17 protein-coding genes, 1 tRNA gene and 1 rRNA gene are annotated in these 19424 nt (G+C 42.2%); 11 read left to right on the top strand and 8 right to left on the bottom strand.

Features of this window, described 5'->3' with window-relative positions; genetic code table 11:
• Together rrf and AAG747_RS09620 are read left to right on the top strand one after the other, a co-directional pair.
• Positions 1-76 (top strand): 5S ribosomal RNA (rrf, locus tag AAG747_RS29205); the annotation flags it as partial.
• Positions 77-146: 70 nt separating this feature from the next.
• Positions 147-632, top strand: coding sequence for a GAF domain-containing protein (locus tag AAG747_RS09620; RefSeq protein ID WP_346820949.1), 486 nt, complete (start codon positions 147-149; stop codon positions 630-632).
• 138 nt (positions 633-770) lie between these two features.
• Here AAG747_RS09620 and gcvP read toward each other — a convergent pair whose 3' ends face one another.
• Together gcvP and pth are read right to left on the bottom strand one after the other, a co-directional pair.
• The gene (gene gcvP, locus AAG747_RS09625) at positions 771-3674 is read right to left on the bottom strand and encodes an aminomethyl-transferring glycine dehydrogenase (protein ID WP_346820950.1); all 2904 of its coding nucleotides are present in this window, start codon (positions 3672-3674) and stop codon (positions 771-773) included.
• 76 nt (positions 3675-3750) lie between these two features.
• Entirely contained in the window at positions 3751-4311 is a 561-nt protein-coding gene (pth, locus tag AAG747_RS09630; RefSeq protein WP_346820951.1) for an aminoacyl-tRNA hydrolase, read from the bottom strand.
• Positions 4312-4643: 332 nt separating this feature from the next.
• Here pth and AAG747_RS09635 point away from each other — a divergent pair, with 332 nt between their 5' ends.
• Positions 4644-5579, top strand: coding sequence for a universal stress protein (locus AAG747_RS09635; protein WP_346820952.1), 936 nt, complete (start codon positions 4644-4646; stop codon positions 5577-5579).
• Between the two features lie 86 nt (positions 5580-5665).
• Here AAG747_RS09635 and AAG747_RS09640 read toward each other — a convergent pair whose 3' ends face one another.
• Positions 5666-6880: a bifunctional alpha/beta hydrolase/OsmC family protein gene (locus tag AAG747_RS09640; RefSeq protein ID WP_346820953.1), complete on the bottom strand. Its 1215-nt coding sequence runs from the start codon at positions 6878-6880 to the stop codon at positions 5666-5668.
• A gap of 758 nt (positions 6881-7638) precedes the next feature.
• On the opposite strand from AAG747_RS09640, the gene pheS reads away from it, so the two are divergent.
• The 3 genes from pheS to AAG747_RS09655 all read left to right on the top strand — a co-directional run bounded on the left by pheS (position 7639) and on the right by AAG747_RS09655 (position 11062).
• Positions 7639-8664, top strand: coding sequence for a phenylalanine--tRNA ligase subunit alpha (gene pheS, locus AAG747_RS09645; RefSeq protein ID WP_346820954.1), 1026 nt, complete (start codon positions 7639-7641; stop codon positions 8662-8664).
• 233 nt (positions 8665-8897) lie between these two features.
• Positions 8898-10067, top strand: a complete 1170-nt coding sequence (locus tag AAG747_RS09650; RefSeq protein ID WP_346820955.1) for a hypothetical protein — start codon at positions 8898-8900, stop codon at positions 10065-10067.
• The gene (locus AAG747_RS09655) at positions 10067-11062 is read left to right on the top strand and encodes a glycosyltransferase family 9 protein (protein ID WP_346820956.1); all 996 of its coding nucleotides are present in this window, start codon (positions 10067-10069) and stop codon (positions 11060-11062) included. The genes AAG747_RS09650 and AAG747_RS09655 overlap by 1 nt, the downstream gene beginning before the upstream one ends.
• Positions 11063-11082: 20 nt before the next feature.
• Here AAG747_RS09655 and AAG747_RS09660 read toward each other — a convergent pair whose 3' ends face one another.
• From AAG747_RS09660 to AAG747_RS09670, 3 genes are all read right to left on the bottom strand, one after another.
• Positions 11083-11874 carry a serine aminopeptidase domain-containing protein gene (locus tag AAG747_RS09660; protein ID WP_346820957.1) on the bottom strand — a complete coding sequence of 264 codons (792 nt, stop codon included), beginning with the start codon at positions 11872-11874 and terminating at the stop codon, positions 11083-11085.
• A 121-nt stretch (positions 11875-11995) separates the two neighbouring features.
• Positions 11996-12547 carry a DUF4136 domain-containing protein gene (locus AAG747_RS09665; RefSeq protein WP_346820958.1) on the bottom strand — a complete coding sequence of 184 codons (552 nt, stop codon included), beginning with the start codon at positions 12545-12547 and terminating at the stop codon, positions 11996-11998.
• Positions 12548-12703: 156 nt separating this feature from the next.
• Complete coding sequence (locus tag AAG747_RS09670) at positions 12704-13840, bottom strand: acyltransferase family protein (protein ID WP_346820959.1); 1137 nt, start codon at positions 13838-13840, stop codon at positions 12704-12706.
• A 168-nt stretch (positions 13841-14008) separates the two neighbouring features.
• Between AAG747_RS09670 and AAG747_RS09675 the strand changes: the two genes are divergently transcribed.
• Both AAG747_RS09675 and AAG747_RS09680 read left to right on the top strand, forming a co-directional pair.
• Positions 14009-14082 (top strand) — tRNA-Arg (locus tag AAG747_RS09675).
• A 371-nt stretch (positions 14083-14453) separates the two neighbouring features.
• A complete protein-coding gene (locus AAG747_RS09680) occupies positions 14454-16262 on the top strand; it encodes an ABC transporter ATP-binding protein (RefSeq protein WP_346820960.1) in 1809 nt (602 codons plus the stop codon).
• A 62-nt stretch (positions 16263-16324) separates the two neighbouring features.
• Here the strand turns inward: AAG747_RS09680 and AAG747_RS09685 are convergent, their stop codons facing one another.
• Positions 16325-16924, bottom strand: coding sequence for a hypothetical protein (locus tag AAG747_RS09685; protein WP_346820961.1), 600 nt, complete (start codon positions 16922-16924; stop codon positions 16325-16327).
• Between the two features lie 381 nt (positions 16925-17305).
• A complete protein-coding gene (locus AAG747_RS09690; RefSeq protein ID WP_346820962.1) occupies positions 17306-17890 on the bottom strand; it encodes a TlpA family protein disulfide reductase in 585 nt (194 codons plus the stop codon).
• 243 nt (positions 17891-18133) lie between these two features.
• Between AAG747_RS09690 and AAG747_RS09695 the strand changes: the two genes are divergently transcribed.
• The 3 genes from AAG747_RS09695 (at position 18134) to AAG747_RS09705 (ending at position 19386) form a co-directional block, all read left to right on the top strand.
• On the top strand, positions 18134-18520 hold the full coding sequence (locus AAG747_RS09695; RefSeq protein WP_346820963.1) for a phage holin family protein: 387 nt from the start codon (positions 18134-18136) through the stop codon (positions 18518-18520).
• A gap of 17 nt (positions 18521-18537) precedes the next feature.
• Positions 18538-18933, top strand: a complete 396-nt coding sequence (locus AAG747_RS09700; protein WP_346820964.1) for a hypothetical protein — start codon at positions 18538-18540, stop codon at positions 18931-18933.
• A gap of 216 nt (positions 18934-19149) precedes the next feature.
• A complete protein-coding gene (locus tag AAG747_RS09705; RefSeq protein ID WP_346820965.1) occupies positions 19150-19386 on the top strand; it encodes an acyl carrier protein in 237 nt (78 codons plus the stop codon).
• Positions 19387-19424 lie beyond the last annotated feature (38 nt).

The raw sequence follows: 19424 nt of genomic DNA on the forward strand, positions 1-19424 counted from the left end.
TTCCGAACAGAGAAGTTAAGCCCTGTCGCGCTGATGGTACTGCCGTAACAGGTGGGAGAGTAAGTCATCGCCAGTCTTGTCTTTTTTTACAGCAGCCTATCTCAAGATAGGCTGCTTTTTTTTGTGCTATATTCTATCTTTGCTTTATGGCTGAAGAAATTCATAGTATCGAAGGTTCGAAAAGTGAACGATATGCTTCCTTGAACCAACAGATTGACGCACTCCTTTCCGTAGAAAGCGATTTGATTGCTAACCTGGCAAATACGGCAGCTGCTCTTAAAACAATGTTTGACTTTTTGTGGGTTGGCTTTTACTTGGTTAAAGAGGAAGAATTGGTGTTAGGCCCTTTCCAAGGACCAGTAGCTTGTACAAGAATTGCAAAGGGCAAAGGAGTGTGTGGAAACGCCTGGAAAGAAGACGTTATTTACTTAGTGGAGGATGTAGACGCTTTCCCGGGACATATTGCATGCAGCTCCTTATCGAAATCAGAAATTGTATTGCCTGTTCATAACCAGGAAGGAAAAGTGATTGGAGTATTGGATATAGACAGCGATAAACGTGCTGATTTTGACGAAACGGATCAAAAATATCTCACCGAATTGGTAGAAATTCTGGAGAAGAATCTAAAGTAATGCATGGACTAAGAAGCGAGTAAGGTGTTATTTTATGCTTCCGGCCAACTATGGCTTTAGACGGTAATCTTATAAAGAATAATAAATAAAAAAGGGTCCCGAAAGAGACCCTTTTTCTATGAATAAGCATGTGTATTATTACTGTGTTACTTCTTCTTCTTCAATGTATTCTTCCACAGGCAAACAGCTACACACCAAGTTACGGTCTCCGTAGGCATTGTCAACCCTTCTGACAGAAGGCCAGAATTTTCTTTCTTTTACAAATGCCAACGGATATACAGCTTGCTCGATACTGTAGGGATAATCCCATTCTCCCGTAGTAGCCATTGTAGCCGTATGTGGCGCATTTTTCAAAACATTGTTTTGTGCATCGGCTTTGCCGTCTATCACTTCTTGAATTTCTTTACGGATAGAGATCAAAGTGTCACAGAAACGGTCCAGTTCTTCTTTTGATTCACTTTCGGTAGGTTCTATCATCAAGGTGCCCGGTACCGGGAATGAAACCGTAGGTGCATGGTAGCCATAGTCCATCAAGCGCTTGGCAATGTCTTCTACCTCTACTCCATGTTTCTTAAACTCTCTGCAATCCACAATCATCTCATGAGCACAACGATTGTTCTTTCCGGTATAAAGAATCGGGAAGTGTTTGCTCAATTGCTCTTTGAGATAGTTCGCGTTCAGGATAGCGGTTTTGGTAGCATTTTCCAATCCCTCAGTTCCCATCATGGCGATGTATGCATAAGAGATTCCCAAAATGCTGGCGCTTCCCCAAGGGGCTGCAGACACAGCAGAACTGGCACCTCCATTGATATCTACTACAGGGTGGTTTGGCAAGTAAGGAGCCAACTCCTTGGTTACACCAATCGGGCCCATCCCTGGTCCGCCTCCGCCGTGAGGAATACAGAAGGTTTTATGTAAGTTCAAGTGACAAACGTCTGCTCCGATGAACCCGGGATTGGTCAGGCCTACTTGTGCATTCAGGTTGGCTCCATCCATATATACCCTACCTCCGTTGTCATGGGTAATCTTACAGATTTCCATAATGGCTTCTTCAAATACACCGTGGGTAGAAGGATAAGTGACGAGCAATGCCGCCAGGTTTTCCTGATGTTGCTCTGCCTTTTCTTTCAGATCTGTTACATCAATATTACCGTGTTCATCGCATTTTACAATCACCACTTTCATACCGGCCATAATCGCACTGGCAGGGTTGGTCCCATGAGCTGATGACGGAATCAAAGCAACGTTACGGTGTGCTTGACCTTGGGCTTTAAAGAAGTCCCGGATGGTCATCAAACCGGCATATTCTCCTTGTGCTCCGGAGTTCGGCTGTAGGGATACGGCATCAAATCCGGTAATTTCACACAAGAAGTTTTCGAAGTTTTTAAACAACTCGGCATATCCTTCCGCTTGATCTACAGGAACGAAGGGGTGTAATTGCCCGAACTCAGGCCAGGTAATAGGAATCATTTCCGTGGTAGCATTCAACTTCATGGTGCATGAACCCAAAGAGATCATGGAATGTACCAATGACAAGTCCTTATTTTCTAATCTTTTCAAATAGCGTAATAACTCGTGCTCTGTCCGGTATTTGTGGAAAGAGGGGTGGCTCAGGTAGTCCGACTTTCTCGCAATAGTTTGTGGGATAGCCAACTCGATGTTTTCCGCCAAGGTTGCTACATCTACTTGAGTGTTCAGGCCTAAGGCTTTTTCGAAAATAGCTACAATCTGTGCTACATCTGCTACCGTAGTCGTTTCATCCAGAGCAATACCGATCTGACTATCACCGATATAGCGGAAGTTGATTTCTTGCGCTAAGGCTTCTTCTTTTACTTTTTGTTGGTTTTCAGAAGATTGAACAGCAATAGTAAGCGTATCAAAGAATACTTTGTTTTCAAGGCTAAGCCCGGCTTTGCTAAGACTATCAGCCAATAACTTACTCAGGCCGTGTACGCGAAGACCGATATTTTTTAAGCCCTCAGGACCGTGATATACCGCATAGGCAGCAGAGATGACGGCAAGTAATACCTGTGCGGTACAAATGTTGGAGGTAGCACGCTCTCTTTTGATGTGTTGCTCACGGGTTTGAAGAGCCATCCGGTAAGCCGTATTGCCTTCGGCATCCTTAGATACTCCGATGATTCTACCTGGGATCAATCGCTTGAACTCGTCTTTCGTAGCAAAATAGGCTGCGTGAGGTCCGCCATATCCCATGGGTACCCCAAGACGTTGAGTAGTACCTACTACTGCATCGGCTCCCATTTCCCCCGGAGGAGTCAAGAGCGTCAAACTCAAGATATCCGCTGCTACGGCAACTTTTACATTGTTATCATGCGCTTTGCTTATCAAATCTGTGTAATCTACTACTTCTCCGTTTACTTCCGGATATTGTAGTAATACTCCAAACAGATTTTCATCCGTAAGAGCTAAGGTAGTATAATCACCCACCTCCAATTCTACACCGATTGGCTCGCAGCGGGTTTTTAAAATATCAATAGTTTGAGGGAGACAAGTATCCGCAACGAAAAATTTATTCGCCGTTTTCTTGTCTTTTTTGCGGGTGGCCCGGAACATACTCATTGCCTCGGCTGCGGCTGTTCCTTCATCCAGTAGAGAGGCATTGGCGATTTCCATGCCCGTCAGGTCCGAAATCAGGGTTTGGAAGTTTAACAACATTTCCAATCTTCCCTGAGCAATTTCGGCCTGGTAAGGCGTATAAGCTGTGTACCATCCGGGATTTTCCAAAATATTGCGGACAATCACATTCGGAGTGATACAGTTATGGTAGCCTAAGCCGATATAAGATTTAAATAGTTTATTTTTTACAGCGAGAGCTTTAAACTCTTTGAGAAAGTCAAACTCAGTCTTAGCTTCTGGCAGGTTAAGCCTTTTCTTCAGACGGATATTTTGTGGGATAGTCTCTTCGATCAGTTGATCCAAAGAATCTGCTTTTACCACTTTTAGCATTTCGGAGAGCTGAGCTCCTGACACACTGTTGTGCCTGGTCTCAAACTTTTCAAAATTGTTTAAGTTGATTTTCATGTATTTATTTTAATTATAGTTCATTGAATACTATTTCAAGTAATCAAGTCCGGTTGAGAAAAGTCCAGATGCTTTGTTAGTTATTATAGGTCGTCATGGTGCGTTGTATGCCAATACTGGCAAAAGACAATACCATGTCACAAGATTTTTCAATGAAAATCTCAAGCTCTTCTTGCTCCTTTTTGTCAAAATCACCCAACACATAATCAATCTGTTTCCCTTTGGAAAAGCTATCGCCAATGCCAAACCTCAAGCGGGGGTATTTGTTATTGCCCAGTAATTCTTGAATGTTTTTCAGTCCGTTGTGCCCGGCATCCGATCCTTTTGCCCGCATACGCAGTGTACCGAAAGGCAAGGCCAGGTCGTCTACTAATACCAGAAGGTTGTCTTGAGGGATTTTTAATTGATTCATCCAGTGGCGAACAGCCTTCCCACTGAGATTCATATAAGTAGTAGGTTTGATCAAATGAATAGATCGTCCTTTGTGTTTGAATTCCGTGACAAAGGCCTGTCGCTCGCTTTCAAAAGTACACTTAAATTTTTCGGCTAACCGGTCAGCAATCATAAATCCGATATTATGCCGGGTGTTAGCATATTCTGCTCCGATATTGCCTAATCCAACTACTAAATATTTCATTACTGTTAATCCGCTTGAAATTTTGCTGCAAAGATAGTTACAGAAGTGGAGAATCCGTATAAGTGTCAACGATTTAGCAGAATTTAGCCGATGAAGAAAGTTCGGAAAATCCACAAAATCCGGATCAAAGAAGCGAATACAGAGGCTTGATCCAACGTTTCAACGGGCTTATTTTGAACTTACAGCTTTCTTGCCTTGAAATAAAAAGCTTTTCAACAATTTTAATTACCTTTCTATGGTAATTTACCATTATTTTTGCAGGCTTATTCTCAGACTAACTTGCTTACATTTTTTATTCATTGATAAGTGTACTATAACATTCCTTTAATCTCATGAAAGACCACAATATGTATGAGCTAAAAAGACTAATGGTGGGACTGGATTTTTCAGATACGGATGCTTCTATCATTAAGTATATTGAGCTGATGGCTCCGTATTTTAAACCGGAAAAAATATACTTTACCTATATCGATACCAACCTGGACCTGCCAGAAGAAATTAAACAAGAGCTGTATGGTGGTACCGTTCCCTACGATGAGTACCTACGTACACAAATGGAAGAAAATGTGAAAAAAAACTTCCCCTCGTATCATGCTTATGATATAGAATTTATCATTTTGGAAGGTTCGCGTTTATCTACCTTGGTTAAATGGTCGAAGGTGAAAAATATCGACCTAATTGTGATCGGTAGAAAAAGCTCGGATAAAAGTAGCGGAAGCTTTTTGGCCCGGATTGCCCGGAGGGCGAACTGTTCCGTTTTAATCGTTCCGGAGTTGACGGACTATACTTTTGAAGGCATTTCTTTTTGTACGGACTTTTCGGAAAGTTCCCGGTTTGCCGCCCAAAAGGCCATCAATCTGGCCCGGGAAGTAGGAGATACCAAAGTGTATTGTCATCATGTATATTCGGTGCCTACAGGGTATCATGTGTCGGGGAAATCACTCCGGGGCTATGCCAAAATCATGAAAGACCATGCTACCAAAAAATTTGAGGTATTTGTAAAGTCCTTGAATGCCGAAGGGGTTGAAATCGTACCGGTTTTTACCTTGGATTCCAAAGGAAGACCGGCCAAATTGATTTTGGAAGCGGCAGAAAACGTAAAGTCGCATTTGGTCGCGGTGAGTTCCAGAGGCAGAACCACGGCAGCCTCTATCTTTTTAGGAAGCTTTGCCGAAAAGATGGTGATTGTCAGCGAAAAGACCCCCTTGCTTGTAGGTAAACCCAAAGGAGAGGCATTGGGAATTATCGGTGCATTACGATCTTTATAAAACAAGGATGGTGGGCCAATATTTCTAGTTAAGAACGCCAGGTATATGAAATGCCTGGCGTTCATAGTGGCTGCGAAAGAGATACTTTATTTTTTTAGAGCGGTATTGATTTTAATATCGGAAGTTAAGGTTTTATGTACCGGACAGCGATTGGCAATTTCCAATAATTTCTCTTTCTGTTCCTCGGTAAGATTGCCATACAACTCGATTTCCCGGTCGATAAAATCCAACTTACCATCTTTATGTTTGCTTTGTAAGCCCTCACAGTCCTGAGTGTGGATACGGTTGTGCTCCAAGTGTACCCGCACTTCTTCCAAGTCCCATTTTTTCAAATTGGCATATATACGTAAAGTCATTCCGGTACAAGTACCCAAGGCCGCTACCAACAAATCATAAGGGGTAGGCCCCAGGTTATTGCCTCCTACCGATTCGGGCTCATCAGCCAGAAAGCCGTGAGTACCCGCCCGTACTTCCGTGGTAAACTCTTGTTGTGTGCGGATCACCACTTGTTTGTTAGTGGCCAAAGGTTCAATGGTGGGCCATTGCACATAACGCTTGGCCCAAGTAGCAATAACCTCACCCACATACAGAGCATCCAGTTTTTTGCTTAGCAAGTGATTGGCTCCATCCAGGGATAAGTAACTTTTAGGATGTTGGGCAGCTTTGTAAATTTTGGTGGCGTTATCAATACTGACAATTTCATCCTGAGGAGAGTGTAAGACCAATAAAGCGGCATCCAGATTCTGAATGGGATGATGAGAGTGCACCGTTTGTAAATCATCCAGAAATTTCTTTTTCAAAAAGAAAGGCCTGCCCCCAATGTTCACTTTTGCTTTACCTTGTTCACGCAACTCGTCCAATTGATCGCTAAACAAGTGTGTGACATGTTCCGGGTCAAAGGGAGCGCCAATGGTAGCTACGGCCAATGCACTGGAAATTTGATGGGCTGTAAGCAACACAGCAGCACCTCCGAAGGAATGTCCGATCAAAAGAGCAGGAGCTTTGTATTCTTTTTTTAAAAAATCAGCGGCAGCCAAAAGGTCTTCCATATTACTTCCGATACTGGTTTCGGCAAAGTCTCCTTCACTTTCTCCCAACCCGGTGAAGTCAAACCGCAATACACCCAAACCTTGAGTCGTCATTGCCCGACTGATATGCTTAATAGCATTCAGGTTTTTATCACAGGTAAAGCAATGAGCAAACAGTGCAAAGTTGTGGGCTTGGCCGTCAGCGGGTAATTCCAGTTTTGCAGAAAGCATGGCTCCACTTTTATTGGGAAAAGAGATATCTAATGTTCGCATGGTATTTAAGGATTAAAGAATGAAAGAAGTGAAGAAAACGGGGATAGTTGTAATATTTCAAGGGCTTTGGTTGGGTGCAACAAGCCGGCTGGTATGCCAGGTACTAAGATTCAGCAACCCCCGTAACAGGTGGTTTTCAGTAAGAGATACCCTGAAAATACATCAAGATAAAATCCAAATATCTCCTTAAATGGGATCAAAACCGGCTCACTAAGGCACTTTTTGAAAAGAATAGCCAAAGCTATTGTTGAAAAAAGTAACACAGAGGAGGCGTTTTTGAAACATTTTTTAGGAAAAAGAAAAAGGTTAATTCACTTCAATATAAAAAATCTTTGAGAGGAAATCAGAAGGATTACAGGGAAAAATCAACTGAAGTGAAACGGAATATCCATTCCTATACCCAACTTATGAAAATTCATGATAATTGGTATGACGAGCCTATGCGACAGGTACAATGGTGCGAAGTTGCCAAGGCTCCTGTCTATTCTATTTTATATCAAAAACTATATTTTTTCCTCTAAACTCATTTTTAAAGAACTCTTGAAGAAGGCATTTTGCTGTCAAAAACGAATTTTAAACCTACGCTACTTCATGATAATCTGTGAGAAAATCATTAATTTCGCAATCCTTTGAATATGTTTAACTTTTGTAACGGGAGGGATTCCCAGCAAGTGAAGAGCTACGGTAAACGACTCCGGTTTCAACCTGGAAGTTGCGTTGAAACATACTCTTAAATCGCGGAAAACTCAAAGAATCTTATGTTTGATCAAATAGAAAAACTCACTCAGGAAATACAAGCGGCTACTGCCCAATCTCAACAAGAGTTGGAAGATTTCAGACTTAAATACATTAGCAGAAAAAGTGTGGTAGCGGAGTTGTTTTCCGGAATCAAAGATATAGCCCCGGAAGATAAGAAGGAGTTTGGTCAGAAAGTGAATGGTTTGAAAAATACCGCTCAGGCGAAATTTCAGGAGCTGATCGAGGCATTGGAAAGTACGCAAGGCCCAGGGAAAGACCGCCCGCATGACCTCACCTTGCCCAATATTCCCAATACCTTGGGCTCAGTACATCCGATTACCCAAACCCGTGAGCAAATCATCGAAATATTTGAGCGTATCGGATTTAATGTGTCAGATGGGCCCGAAATTGAAGAAGATTGGTACAATTTCACTTCTTTGAACTTCCCGCCTAACCATCCGGCCAGAGAAATGCAGGATACCTTTTTTATTCAAAAAGATCCGGATATTCTGTTGCGTACACATACGTCAAATGTACAAACCCGACTGATGAGCATGGAGAAACCTCCGTTTCGCTCGATTATGCCCGGGCGTGTGTTCCGTAACGAAGCCATTTCGGCCCGTTCCCATTGTTTGTTTCATCAGGTAGAGGGACTGTATGTGGATAAAAACGTGAGTTTTGCCGATCTGAAAAATACCCTCTATTACTTTGCGAAAGAGATGTTTGGGCATGATATCAAAGTGCGTTTCCGCCCTTCTTATTTCCCTTTTACCGAGCCTAGTGCCGAGGTAGATATTTATTGGGGGATGGAAACCGAGCTGGACCGGAAAATGACCAAAGGAACCGGGTGGCTGGAAATTCTGGGATGTGGTATGGTAGATCCGAATGTATTGTCCAATTGTGGGATAGACCCGGAAGAATATACGGGCTTTGCCTTCGGTATGGGCATCGAACGGATTGCTTTGTATAAGCACAAAATCGAAGATATTCGTTTGTTTTTTGAAAACGATGTGCGCTTCTTAAAACAGTTTACCGCACTCTCATAAAGCATCAAGAGGTGTCGTTGATATGCACACAACTTATGCGAATCGTTTTATCTGACAAAAAAGCTGCCTTGGTATTTTCCGGATGTCGCTCCCGGAAAATCTGATCATGGCAGCTTTCTTTTTTCGCTCTCTGTCAGGGTTTCACTATTTTTAAACTTTCTTTTTGGGAGCGGCCGCATTCCATCTCTGCCGTTAGGGCATTGTAGATTTTCAAACAGATAGTTATTGAGGCTATGAAAATAATAGAAGTAAACGATCCGAAACTTGTCAAAGAGTTTTTGCAAGTACCTGTCAAACTTTATAAAAACGATTCATATTGGATTCGTCCTTTGGATAAAGACATCGAGGAGGTGTTTGACCCTAAGAAAAATAAGATGTTCCGCCATGGAGAATGTGCCCGTTTTATCCTCCGCAACGGGAAGAACGAAGCGGTCGGAAGGGTTGCGGTATTTGTGAATAAGCGTACGGCTAATAAAGACAATGATCAGCCTACCGGAGGGATGGGCTTTTTTGACTGCATCAATGATCAGGAGGCTGCTAATATGTTGTTTGATACTTGTAAAGCCTGGCTGGAAGAGCGGGGTATGGAAGCCATGGATGGGCCAGTCAATTTTGGAGAAAGGGACAAATGGTGGGGCTGTCTGGTACAGGGGTTTACAGAACCGAATTATTGTATGCCTTATAATTTCCCTTATTATAAAGAACTTTTTGAAAACTACGGCTTTCGTGAGTATTTCCAACAGTTTACTTTCGGACGTAAAGTGCAAGGGCATTTGGACGAACGCATTTTTGCAAAAGCCAACCGGATTTATAATAACCCGGATTATGAGTTCAGGCATATCAACTTAAAAGAAATAGAAAAATATGCCGAAGATTTCCGGGCGGTGTACAACAAAGCTTGGGTAAAACATGCAGGGGTGGGAGAAATGCCCAAAGCACAAGCGATGAACATTATGCGCCAAATGAAGCCTGTCATTGATGAGGAGATTATCTGGTTTGGCTATTATAAAGGGGAGCCGATTGCTTTCTGGATTCAACTACCTGAATTGAATCAGTTGTTCAAGCACTTGAATGGGCAGTTCAATTGGTGGGCCAAATTGAAATTTTTATACTACCAGAAATTCGTAGGGGCCAACAAGCTTTTTGGAGTGGCCTTTGGAATTACTCCGGCACATCAGGGAAAAGGAGTGGAAGCGGCCTTGATTGTTGCCTACCAACGGGAATTTGCCAACGTGGAGAATTATCGCTACAAAGATGTGGAGTTAAACTGGATAGGGGATTTTAATCCGAAAATGATCCGTATTTGCGAACAGATTGGTGCAGAAGTGAAGAAAACACATGTTACCTTCCGTAAGTTGTTTGACGAAACGAAAGAGTTTAAAAGAATGAAAGTGATTAAATAATGAAGCGATGGATCATTAGCCGTACGGATCATCTGAACGGTGTGATAGTGACTTTGCCCTTGGCGGGGTACTTAAAATCCGTGTATCCGGACTTGCATATTTCCTTTATTGGCAGGGCTTATGCGCGGGATATTGTGGAGCGATGTAAACATATTGACCAATTTATCGATCGCGAACAGGTGCTGAAGCAACCGGAGACCTTGTCAAGTTTGGATGCGGATGCCATCGTATTTCTTTTTCCGGATAAAGAACTAGCCAAAGTCGCCCATAAAGCCAAAATCCCACAGCGGGTAGGTACAAGCTCTCCGTTTTTTCAGTGGAGATATTGCAACAAGCGTGTGAAAGTATCCGCCAAGCATATAAGTGAACATGAGGCGCAGCGCAATTTTAAATTGTTAGCACCTCTGGGTGTTGAGCATACACCGACTTTGGAAGAGTTGCCTTCTTACTTTGGCTTGGAAGCCGACCCGGAAGCACCCAAATCTTTTACCCGCTATTTGAAAAAGGATCTGTTTAATTTGATCCTTCACCCTAAGTCAAGCGATAGTGCTCATAATTGGCCGCTCGAGCAGTACTTCGCATTGTTGGAAGCTTTACCTCGGTACCGGTTTCAGGTATTGGTGGTTGGTTCGGAAGCCGAAGGAGAACTGTTGAAGCAAAAGATGCCTTCCATCTTTTACTTGCCTTATGTAACTAACTTGACCGGTAAATTGAACCTGACGGACCTGTTGGGTTTGATAGATGCAGCCGATGGAGTGATTGCAAGTAATACCGGGCCTTTACATTTAGCGGCCGCTTTAGGAAAACAGACCTTGGGCCTCTATGCCCCTGCACAAAATATGCATCCAGAAAGGTGGGCACCTTTGGGAGAGAAAGCAGAGTGCCTCTGGAAAGAAAAAGACTGTGATGCATGTAAAAAATCATTGAAATGCTCTTGCATTCAATCCATTCCCGTAGAAGAAGTGTTGGACAAAGTAAAAGCTTTTGAAAAATAGAAGCTGCTTGTCCAAGCTTTTTACGATGATCCTTTCAGGAAATTTTCGACAATCATAGTGGTCTTTTTCCAGTTTTCTTGCCCCAATGAATATTTGTCTACAATTAGGTGATGGTGACTTTTTCCGGCCCGGCTGTTCAGGTAATGTATTTCCCAGTTTGACAGCCGGTATTGTTTGATTTGTTGTCGAAGCCGCTTGGTTGAAATCAACTCGTCTTTGGGATCAATAAAAGTGAGAGTGGGTTGGTTAAGGTGTTCAAACTGACTTGTTAGCAGTTGGTTTTGAATCTTGAACAACTCACGGTAAGCTTTGATGGATACAAAATTATGATGGCGGTAATCGGGCAAGGAGGCGCTACGGATACGGATATTGGGTAAGATGCGAAGTAGTGTATTGAAAAGTGCTCCTCGAAGGCGTGTAGCGGAAGCGGGGGCAAACAACAAGGCCTTGTCGTATTGAATTGAACGGGTGTTTTGCAAGGTGAGTCCCAATAAGCCTCCGAGAGAGTAACCAAATAAAATAACAGGTTGAACAGAAATAGATAGGTAGGCTTGTTCAATGGCTTGAAACAGTAAGGAGGCATTGAATCGCTCATAGCCTTTGCTCGTAGTTCTGTGGGCAGGTAGTTTGACTAATTGTACGGCAAAACCCTGTGCCAAAAACCACCGGATCCAATCCGTATAAGTAATATAAGGATTATTCAACCCATGGATGAGCAGGATGGTTGCTTTGGGGGGAGTGATAACGGGGGTATAATAGACAAAATGATTTTGTTGATCGGTGGGTACCAAAGGGTTCGAAAGTGTTTGCATAAGAATGATTTGGGGTTAACCTTAAAAAAAACAAAGGGCTGAGAACATATTAAAAAAGCTTACCAAAAAAGGTAAGCTTTTTTCAACACCACACTTAAACCTACAAAAATTCATATGATTATTAAAGGCCGTTAGTTATGCTTTGACTTGCCCTAAAAGTATATTTGGCAAAAATACTAGAGACAGCATCTCTTACGGCCGCATCTTTTTTTTCAGGGTCATTGTACAATTCCATCTCTACCTGCCCGCTCCAAACCAATTTCTTTTTGCGGGCATCTACCATGTCTATATACAATTTGCCTTCTTTATATACATAAGGTACGGAAGGTTCGTACCAGCGATAATAGCCCGGAGTGAAAGGACTTTGCCGGTAGCCCATTTTTTCCTCTACCATGATGTAAGCATTGATATGGATATCCGCACTATTGTCTTCTACATAGTGGTAATCCCGGCCCTCCATTTGTGATTTGACCACATTTTTAATCCGGGCCGTCATTAAGTCATTGTAACCATGTTGGTTAATTTCAGATTTTGAATTCATGTCTTTGTACCAATTAAAGGTTTGGTACTTGCTGAAATCAGCGCCTTTGTCAAAGTCTACAATGGCTTGGTTAGTAGATGAGCAGGAGGCAAACAGTATGGCCACCCCCATCAAAATGAATAATTGTTTCATAGCTGTGTGCATGTAAGTTTTTTAGTTTAGTTTATTAAATAAACGCTTGTAATACATACTCTGTTCCAATTTATCCGTAAATGTTCTATTCTTGAAAATTCCTGACGAAGATTCCACCTGAAGTTTGTTAAGTCAGTTGAAAAATGGGGCAGGCTTTTATACTTTGATAAAAATTTTCTTTTTGTACAAAATATAAACCGGCACGAAACAGAGCGCTGTGTAAAGTACCGCCCAAATAAGAGAGACGAGTTTGGGGGCCATTCCTGCATTCACCAAACCATTAAAATAAAGGGTTTGTAGAGAGTCTCCGGCTTCGTTTAATTCAAAGACAAACAGGAAGCCTAAAATGCCTGCCAGTACATAAGCCGTGATGGCATTAGCCCCGAAGATGACGCCTATTCGGGTCCATTTTTTATAACCTTTTATATCGACAATAAATATGCTGGCGGCCAAACACAGAAAGGCTAAGCCACTGGTGTAAAGTACATAAGAGCTGGTCCAAAGATTTTTGTTGATAGGGAAAAACCAATTCCAGATACCTCCCAGAACGAAAAGGGCAAAGCCCCAAACAAACAGCCATACAACTTTCTGGTGTTGCTCCTGCGAAGAGACAATGATTCGCCCTGCCAGCATGCCGGTGATGCCGGTGGCAATTGCCGGAAAGGTGCTCAGAAGACCTTCGGGGTCCCAGGTACCCTGCCATAACCTGCCGGGGATCAGTAAACTGTCCACCCAGGCGGCCAGGTTTTTACCAGGTTCCAATACTCCGGCTCCCAGACCCGGAACCGGTATTAACATCATGGCCAAGCAATAAAGTACCAAAAGGGCCAGACAGGCTTTGAGCCATTGTTTCCAACCGGAAAATAAAAACAACAAGGCGCAACAGATAAAAACAATGGAAATCCGCTGTAAAACACCCGGAATACGGATTTCTTCAAAATTGAATTTGGGATAAAGGTTGAGAAAAAGTCCCAAGACAAATATTTTTAAAGCCCGGATCAGCACTTTTTGTACCAGATCTTTGGTGGAGTAGGCTTTCTCCATGCGTTTGGTGTAGGCAAGTACAATCGAGACTCCAACTATAAATAGGAAAAACGGGAAAACTAAATCGGTAGGAGTGATGCCATGCCATTCCGCATGCAATAGGGGCGCATACACATGGCTCCAGGAGCCCGGATCATTGACAATGATCATGGCTGCGATGGTAAAACCACGGAAGGCATCTAAGGATACCAGGCGCTGTACTTTGCTGCGACTGGCTTCAATGGTTTGTGCTTGTATTGTTGTATCCATAGGAGTTTTTTGTGATAAGTTACACATTCCTTTACTTTTTTAATAAGTTGCTTGTGGGCTTTCTTTACTATATAGGGTAGGGAAAAGAGCGAATATTTCACGGGTTTTAGAGATCTGTAAAAAAAATTTTGTGTTTTAAAGATTTTGTTTACTTTTGCACAGCGAATCGGATCCGTAGCTCAACTGAATAGAGCACCAGATTACGGCTCTGGAGGTTGCAGGTTTGAATCCTGCCGGATTCACAAAAGCCCGGATAACACCGGGCTTTTTCTATTTAAGAAAGAAATATACCAGTCATCGGAAAGAAGTTCTTCATACAATTTTATACTGGTATCTTCACCATTGGCCAACTGTTCCTTGGTCTTATGATCCAACCAACACACACACAAGAATATTTTTAACCTCTTGATTTTAATACTTTCTTAACGAAATATGTTTTTATAATCCAGTAACTTTGCTACTTTCTCATAAGAAGAATTGAGAGTTGGGTTTGTAAACCCTATCCTTGAAAAATCAGTAAATGCTAAAAGAGCAATTGCTTACAGTTGCCCGAAAAATGTCAACTTACTTATAGTGCTTACACATTAAGCATCAGCCCTAAAATTGATATCCTGTGAAAGATTTAGCATATCTCAATAAATATTTGTACAAATATAAATTCCAGCTACTCCTGGGATTCTTATTTGTGTCTTTGTCGGTGGTATTCAGCATTATCCCCGCGCAACTGGTAAGGCATTCTTTTAATCTTGTTTCCGATACCTTAAAAATCTATCCCTTATTTGACGGCTTGACCATACAAGAAGATTTTTTGGGGATGTTTTTTCAAATTGTTGTTTTTTATGGCTTGTTGATTGTTTGCATGGCTCTTATTCGTGGGGCCTTCTTGTTTTTTATGAGGCAGTTCATCATCAAGGTATCCCGTAAGATCGAATACGACCTGAAGAATGAAATTTATGCGCATTATCAAGCGCTCCCTTTGGCGTTTTACCGGAGAAATAATACCGGGGATTTAATGGCCCGGATCTCCGAAGACGTGAGTAAAGTGAGAATGTATTTAGGGCCGGCATTGATGTACAGTGTCAACTTGGCGGTAACCTGTGTTCTGGTGATCGGTTATATGCTAACCGTAAGTGTAAAATTGACCTTGTTTGCCTTATTGCCTTTACCACTGTTGTCTGTCAGTATTTATTATGTGCATAACCTGATCAACAAACGATCGGAAGAAATTCAGGAGAGCCTTTCTTCGCTGTCCACATTTGTGCAAGAGGCCTTTTCCGGTATCCGGGTGATTAAAGCCTTTGTTCAGGAAGAAGATATGTTGCGGAAGTTTACTCAGGAGAGTAAGGAATATAAAGACCGCTCTCTAAAACTCACCCGGGTGAATGCGTTGTTTTTCCCTTTGATGCTGGCGCTGATCGGCTTGAGTACCATTTTGACCGTATACGTTGGAGGTGTGGAAGTGGCCCGGGGAAGCATTACAGCGGGAAACATCGCGGAGTTTATCATGTATGTAGGGATGCTGGGCTGGCCGGTAACGGCTCTGGGCTGGGTGACGAGTATTATTCAACGGGCCGCGGCCTCGCAAAAGCGTATTAATGAATTCTTGAATACCAAAAATGATATCGTTTCTCATAAGAACATAGAGCAGTCCATATCGGGGGATGTGCGTTTTGAGAAGGTGAACTTCGTCTATCCTGATTCGGGGGTGCATGCCTTAAAGAACGTTTCATTTGAAATTAAGCCCGGGGAGTCATTGGCTATCTTGGGGACGACAGGGTCGGGGAAGAGTACCATTGCCAATTTGCTGTGTCGCCTGTATGATGTGAAAGACGGGAGCATTATGATTGACAATACGGACATCCGGGATTATCATATTGGCAATTTGAGAAGCCAGATAGGGTATGTGCCTCAGGATGTATTCTTGTTCTCTGACTCGATAGAAAATAATATTACTTTCGGGGTGGAGCGCTATACTCAAGAAGAAATGAAACAAGCCGCGAAGGATGCCGATCTGTATGAAAATATTCAAGGTTTTAAAGAAGGGTTTGCCACCCGGGTAGGGGAGCGGGGGATCTCGCTATCGGGAGGACAAAAACAGAGGGTATCCATTGCCCGGGCGATATTGCGTAAACCGGGCTTGTTGATTTTGGATGATAGTTTATCCGCAGTGGATACCAAAACGGAAAATGCAATTCTCAATAGCTTGAAGAAAATTATGGAAAACCGTACTTCCATTATCATTTCTCATCGTGTATCTTCCGCAAAGTTGGCTGACAAAGTAATTGTGTTGGATGATGGCGAAGTGGTACAAAATGGGATACATCAGGATTTGGTCCGGGAAGAGGGGGTGTATAAAGACTTGTATGAAAAGCAACTGAAAGGAGAGCAAGAAGTGGAAGCCACAGTAGGTTCCGGTCAGTGATTGGTTAACTTAAACAGGGAACGTTTTGTGAATACTACAGGTTAAACGTTCCCCATTCTTTTTTATAAAAGTATCAACCTCCGTTTTTTCAAAATTTCGCTTACTTCCGGAGGCCCGGTAAAATATTTTCCGGTGAAGCGGTCAATTTCCCCCAAGGTTTGTTCGGATAGCAAGTCGGCAATTTCATCCATCGCCTCCCCGCTAATCATATACGGCATAAAGGTGAATAACAGATTGCCTCCCTGGCAGTGAGCGTGTAGGGTATATTCTTCTAACTCTTCCAGGGGTTTATTGGTGATCACGCAACGGGCCAACCAAGGAGCTACCTCTGTTCCGCTTTTCTCCAAAAACTCTTGACTACGCGACTGAAAATCTACCCTTTCCGAAAAGAATTCTTCAATTTTTTGTAGCGATTCGGTGGATAATTCCTTGCGCTGTTTTTCCGCACAACTCAGGCACATTGCATATTCAAACACGATGTCCTCCGCTTGGTATTCGGGGTATTTTCGTACAGATTTTTCAATAAAGTACTGTGTGCCTTCTTCCAGCAAAGATTTTTCACACACCAGGCACTGGCTGATGGGTTGTTGGTGAGTGGAAGAATAAAAAGTATCAGGGAGTTTGGTTTGCTGTAGTTCCCAGCCGAATTCTGAATTGCTCATGCCAAAGGCTTGTTTGCTAAATGAAATAGGAAAATGCGAAATGTAGGGTTTGATTTAGACGAATGCGGTTCTTTTCCAAAATAGAACTTGGTAGGTGTATCTTGAAAAAGAGCAATCCCTTATTCCCAAAGTTAAAGATTATATTTGAGATAACCATTAGCTTTAGAGCATGTTTGAAATTCGTTGCGGAGGAGCGCCCCTTTGCCGGTAAAAAATATCCGTTTAGAGTTCTCAGAATGCTGTGTTGAGGTGCCTGAAATGGGCGTTTTGGGCTCAAACGGATGAAATCTAAACATGCCCTTAGCATAGGTCCCGAAAGGATGTGGGAGGCTAAGTTTCCAATACCATAAGCAGGCTGGAAGTCGTGTAAGTTTTTGCCACTTACAAGTCTTTCAGGTAGTTGTAGAATTTTTCGGTACTATAGTCGGCCATTTTTTCATGTTTTAATACAACTTTACCTTCCGGAGAAATCACGAAAGTAGTAGGAATGGAGTTGCTTTGATAAATTGCAGGCAATGGAGAGGTCAATTGGTAAACCGGGAAATCATATGCTTTGTTAGCCAAGAACTTGCGAAGTTTTTCAGAGTCTTCATCTACGGATAACATAACAAATACGATATTCTCCTGGGTTTCCAGTTTTTGATACAGTTGGTGAATGGAGGGCATTTCGGCAATACAGGGAGGGCACCAAGTGGCCCAAAAGTTCATGAAAATAGTTTTGCCTTTTAAACTTTGAAAGTCCAGAAGCTCGCCATCCATATTTTGTAATTGAAAATCATAATCTGCTGTGGAGGCAGGTGTTGCCAGAGTGTCCAAGTCAGGGTTCATCAACCCCGTGTACAAAACCCCGCGTTGTAATGTGCCTATTACCGTAGTATGCCAACCGGTGAAATATAAAATTGCCAGGAGGACAATGGTAATTCCTAAATTTCTTAACTCTTTGAATATCTTTTTCTTTGTGCTCATGGATTTTTTAGATACTTGTATCCCAAAGTAAGTAAGGATCCGGCATATATTGCCTCTTACAGGTCAAAAATAAAGTAACTTCCGGGCAGTATTCGGTTTAGCCGGAAACAAACCGCTGTTATTTTCAAAGGAAATGCTTTTAATACATTTGACTTTTGCTTTTATTACTTTTAATTTCTTCTGTCGTAAAGAACTGCTCCAAAATTTTTATTTTAGCGAAAGATTGAAAACAAAACGAATTGAATGTTTAATAAACTACTGGGTAAGAAAAAAGTAACAGACAAGCAAAGTGATGAACAATCGGTAGTGGCAAAACTGCTTGAAAACTTGACTCGCTTGCTGGAAAGCTACCTAAGCTTGATAAAGCTGGAGGTGAAAGCCGGCACGGCTAAAATATTAGCGGTTTTTATCATTGTTTGTGCAGTGGTAGTTATGCTGTCGTTTTTTGCCTTCTTTGTGAGTTTTGGTTTGGCATTAGTGCTGAGCTACTGGCTGGAAATCCCTCAGTTTTACGGCTTTTTTATGGTGTCAGGATTGTATGTTCTGTTGACTTTTGTGGTGATTAAACTACGGGGCCCCTTACGCATTGCATTGCTGAAAGTGCTGGATGGACTATTCCAAAAATCATAACCTAAACAAACGATACTGTGGAAGATGCTATCAAAAAGGAAAAGGAACGGGTATTAACGGAGATTGCTCATTATAAAAAAGAAGTGCAGCATCTTTCCGGAGGGGCGGTGGATGAACTGGTAAACCGGGGGAAAGGGCTCATCTTCATGGGGCTGGGGGCCATGATTACATATGTCTTGGTGAGAATGCTCTTGCGGAAACCCAATAAATACAAAGCAGAGCTAAAAGCCCTCAAAACCTCCGTGGACCAAGTTGCTTCGGCACAGCCTGTATCAAAAGTGCAAAAGGAGTCCTTTCTTTCAAAAATGATTCGCGAAAACCTTTCGGTGATGATTATGGCAGCGGCCAAAAAGGGTTTGAAAAAGTTGGTCAGGGAATACTTGAACGAAAGAGCGAACGGAACTGAAGAATAACGCATAGGGCGATTATTAGCTTCCAGGCAAATCAGCGCTGAAGCCCCATGGCTATCGCTATAAAAAATCTAAAAAAATCCCTGATTCCGAACGAATTTCCATAGAAATTTAAAGAAGAGAACAGTTTGATTCTCAAATTTGCAATCCAAATTTTGACTTTCCTGTTTTAATGACTTTATTTGCAGCATTATTTGTAGAAAATTAACTATTAGAAGTATGTCAGAAATAGCACAAAAGGTAAAGAAAATCATCATCGATAAATTAGGAGTAGAGGAGTCTGAAGTTACTCCAGAAGCAAGTTTTACCAATGATTTGGGAGCTGATTCACTGGATACTGTAGAGCTAATCATGGAATTTGAAAAAGAATTCAATATCTCTATTCCCGATGACCAAGCTGAGAGCATTACTACTGTAGGTCAAGCCATATCTTATCTTGAAGAGCACACTAGCTAAGAAGTTAATTTTTTGACGTAAAATTATTATCTTGTGGA

Origin of the sequence: Rapidithrix thailandica, assembly GCF_039710355.1 — a bacterium.
Classification (GTDB): domain Bacteria; phylum Bacteroidota; class Bacteroidia; order Cytophagales; family Flammeovirgaceae; genus Rapidithrix; species Rapidithrix thailandica.